The sequence below is a fragment of the Pirellulales bacterium genome (assembly GCA_036490175.1).
In the GTDB taxonomy this organism is placed as follows: Bacteria; Planctomycetota; Planctomycetia; order Pirellulales; family JACPPG01; genus JACPPG01.
Genome location: DASXEJ010000175.1, coordinates 1 through 2,417, shown reverse-complemented (window position 1 = coordinate 2,417; position 2,417 = coordinate 1). Strand labels below are relative to the sequence as shown.

4 protein-coding genes are annotated in these 2,417 nt (G+C 57.3%); 1 reads left to right on the top strand and 3 read right to left on the bottom strand.

Annotated features, from left to right (window positions below; genetic code table 11):
• The 3 genes from VGG64_13085 to VGG64_13075 form a co-directional block, all read right to left on the bottom strand.
• The coding region (locus VGG64_13085) for a hypothetical protein (protein HEY1600534.1) at positions 1–251 on the bottom strand (251 nt) is incomplete at its 3' end.
• A 5-nt stretch (positions 252–256) separates the two neighbouring features.
• A complete protein-coding gene (locus VGG64_13080; protein HEY1600533.1) occupies positions 257–826 on the bottom strand; it encodes a class I SAM-dependent methyltransferase in 570 nt (189 codons plus the stop codon).
• Positions 827–1,921: 1,095 nt separating this feature from the next.
• On the bottom strand, positions 1,922–2,146 hold the full coding sequence (locus VGG64_13075) for a hypothetical protein (protein HEY1600532.1): 225 nt from the start codon (positions 2,144–2,146) through the stop codon (positions 1,922–1,924).
• Positions 2,147–2,186: 40 nt separating this feature from the next.
• Here VGG64_13075 and VGG64_13070 point away from each other — a divergent pair.
• The coding region (locus VGG64_13070; protein HEY1600531.1) for a hypothetical protein at positions 2,187–2,417 on the top strand (231 nt) is incomplete at its 3' end.

Here is a 2,417-nt window from a genome sequence, read left to right as displayed (position 1 = left end):
CCGACAATCCCGACTGTCAGACCGCCAAGCACGAATGTATCGAGCGCTGTGTGATAGCACGGCCAGTTTTCAAACGGCTGCGCCAGACCTGTCTGCCGCAATCGGCGTACGATATCGCCGTCGGGGTCCAGAACGCAGGTTGCCGGCACATCGACCGATGCCAGGCGCTTTTGCCGGCGCGCTTCTCTCAGCAGCGCCGTAGGTAGGAAGACGGACCGCGACAATGGATTCTTGTTAACCGGTAGCGGCATGGGATTCAGGATGCTCGGCGTTGATAGACTGCGCAATAATGATATGGCGGCACTTCGACGACCCGAACGAGTTTGAGGCCGCCCGCCTCGACGGCACGAGAGGTCTGTTCCGGCGAGATTCTCAATTTGGTCCTTGGACCGCGCGGTTGTCCCAGGACCGTGGTTTCCTCGCGCGGCCGCTTATGCCAGTTCACCACCGCAAACAGCCCCGTTGGTGCGAGCGCATCGTGAACCGAATGAGCCAGCCGCTCTCGATCCGGCACACCATGAAAGGCGTTTGCCAGGAACACAAAATCAACTGGATTCGGCCAGAGTCGGGTGAGTTCGTAAGCATTCCCCGCAACGAAATCGCAATTCGTGATAGCACTTTCAGCGAGACGATGCCGCGCCACTTTCAGCAGATTTGTGTCGATATCGATTGCAACGACATGCCGCGCAAGCTTCGCAAGTTGCAGCGTGAACCAGCCGTCGCCTGAACATAAATCCATGACCGCCATGTTCGGCTTTACGCCAACGCTGGCCAGGACCACGGCAGGATCGGCCCACAGCGCCTCCCACCAGCCGGCATTCGGCATTTCCGTGCCTTCAAAGAATCCTGGAAGCGGGCTCGCCACGTCGTCACAATCTCCAGTGTCGGAACTGCTGATGACTTTACCCATCTGTCGAAACCTCACCTGATGGCATTGTATAACGCGCCTTCAAAGGCTTATTTAGCCGTATGGCTGTGAATAAGCGCGGAAGTGTGACCCCCCAGATGTGAAATGGATCAACAACTTAGCGTGCCGATCGGCGTCGGGACCCCACGCCGAGTGACACGCGGAGTCAGCCACCAATACGGCGGCTGATGCGGCCCGTGCAGGTACCGTGTGCGCCGATGACGCCTAACGAATCCAAATCACTTAAGAAAGGTTCGCTCGTGTATTGGCAGGGCGATCCTAATGACGCTGGCGTCGTAACCGAAACAAGTTGGGACGCAGTTGATGAAACCCCACACGATATAACAGTACTCGGCCCAATTTTCCTCGCAGCCGTGGCTCGGCACAAGCTTACTGATCTCAGTTGTTGCACCCCGCCGTCGTCAGATGTAGCTGTCCCTTGATTTATTTTCATTTGGAGGCACTTGATGATCTCCGGAAAGGTCTTCTTCTCTGTCCTCGCCATTGCCTATTTGGCTCTGATCGGCGCCGCCCTTGCGCCGGCTTCTTTAGGGCCCGTAGCTTCGACGGCGCGTGCCCTCATATGCAGCAAAAATGCTTGCTCGACCGGATGATTGGGCCAAGTGGTGCGTTATAAGGCTCCAAGCGCCTCCGAGCCGGCGCACAAAAAACGGAAATCATAGAAAACCGCGTGTGCGTCTTTATTTTAAGTTCCCTCGCCGCTATAAGCCGATTCTCATTTGTTAGATTTGGAGATGTAAATGCCAAAGAAGCGAAAAATTGCCTGGAGCACGGAGCACGTCCGCACCCTCAAAGCCATGGCCAAGAAAAAACGGCCCGCTGGAGCGATCGCGAAGTCGCTCAGGCGCACCGAAGGCGCCACTCGTCAAAAAGCCTTCAGCATAGGATTGTCGCTCGACAGCCGAGCTTAACCCTACGTTATTTCTCTGAGCCCCGCTCGCGCGGGGCTTTTTCTCGCCCGACAAGATGCCTCCACGTCTTCTGTCCAGCCGCTTATTCGCTTTTGCACAGAAGGGGCAACTGCTTCTCGGCTGCTGCTCGGTTCGTATAGGTGCGGTCGCCGCCCACAATGGTCTTGCCGTCCAGTGGCCGGCTGTCGACCACCTTGCAGGGGTCGGCCAAACCCTCTCTCACAATGTAGTAGTCCGCGAATGCGGGAGCAGCGGTCAATATTGCTGCTCCGACCGCAAGCAGCACGCTTATCAAGGGTCTCTTCATTGGAGCCTCCTTGCGGAACGATCAATAACAAAACCCACAAATGCAACACCGAGTTCCGTATCTTGGAATATGGAACCCGGCCTCGAAGGCTCGCAGCATTGGAGCAAGCCCCTGTGAGTCGCTTCAGCGGGCGACCACCGGCATCGCCCGCAAGCTGCGGCGCGAATTCGTTAGCCGGCACAGCCGCGCGAACGGCAAGGATCACAAGCTCTTCACACGCCCCCCGCCGCGTCGGCGGGGTTTTCATTCCGTCGCCATGCCTTGCATTAGT

Coding starts and splice junctions, on each gene's coding strand:
- VGG64_13080 (HEY1600533.1), bottom strand. CDS start 826: ATGCCGAATGCCGGCTGGTGGGAGGCGCTGTGGGCCGATCCTGCCGTG.
- VGG64_13075 (HEY1600532.1), bottom strand. CDS start 2,146: ATGAAGAGACCCTTGATAAGCGTGCTGCTTGCGGTCGGAGCAGCAATA.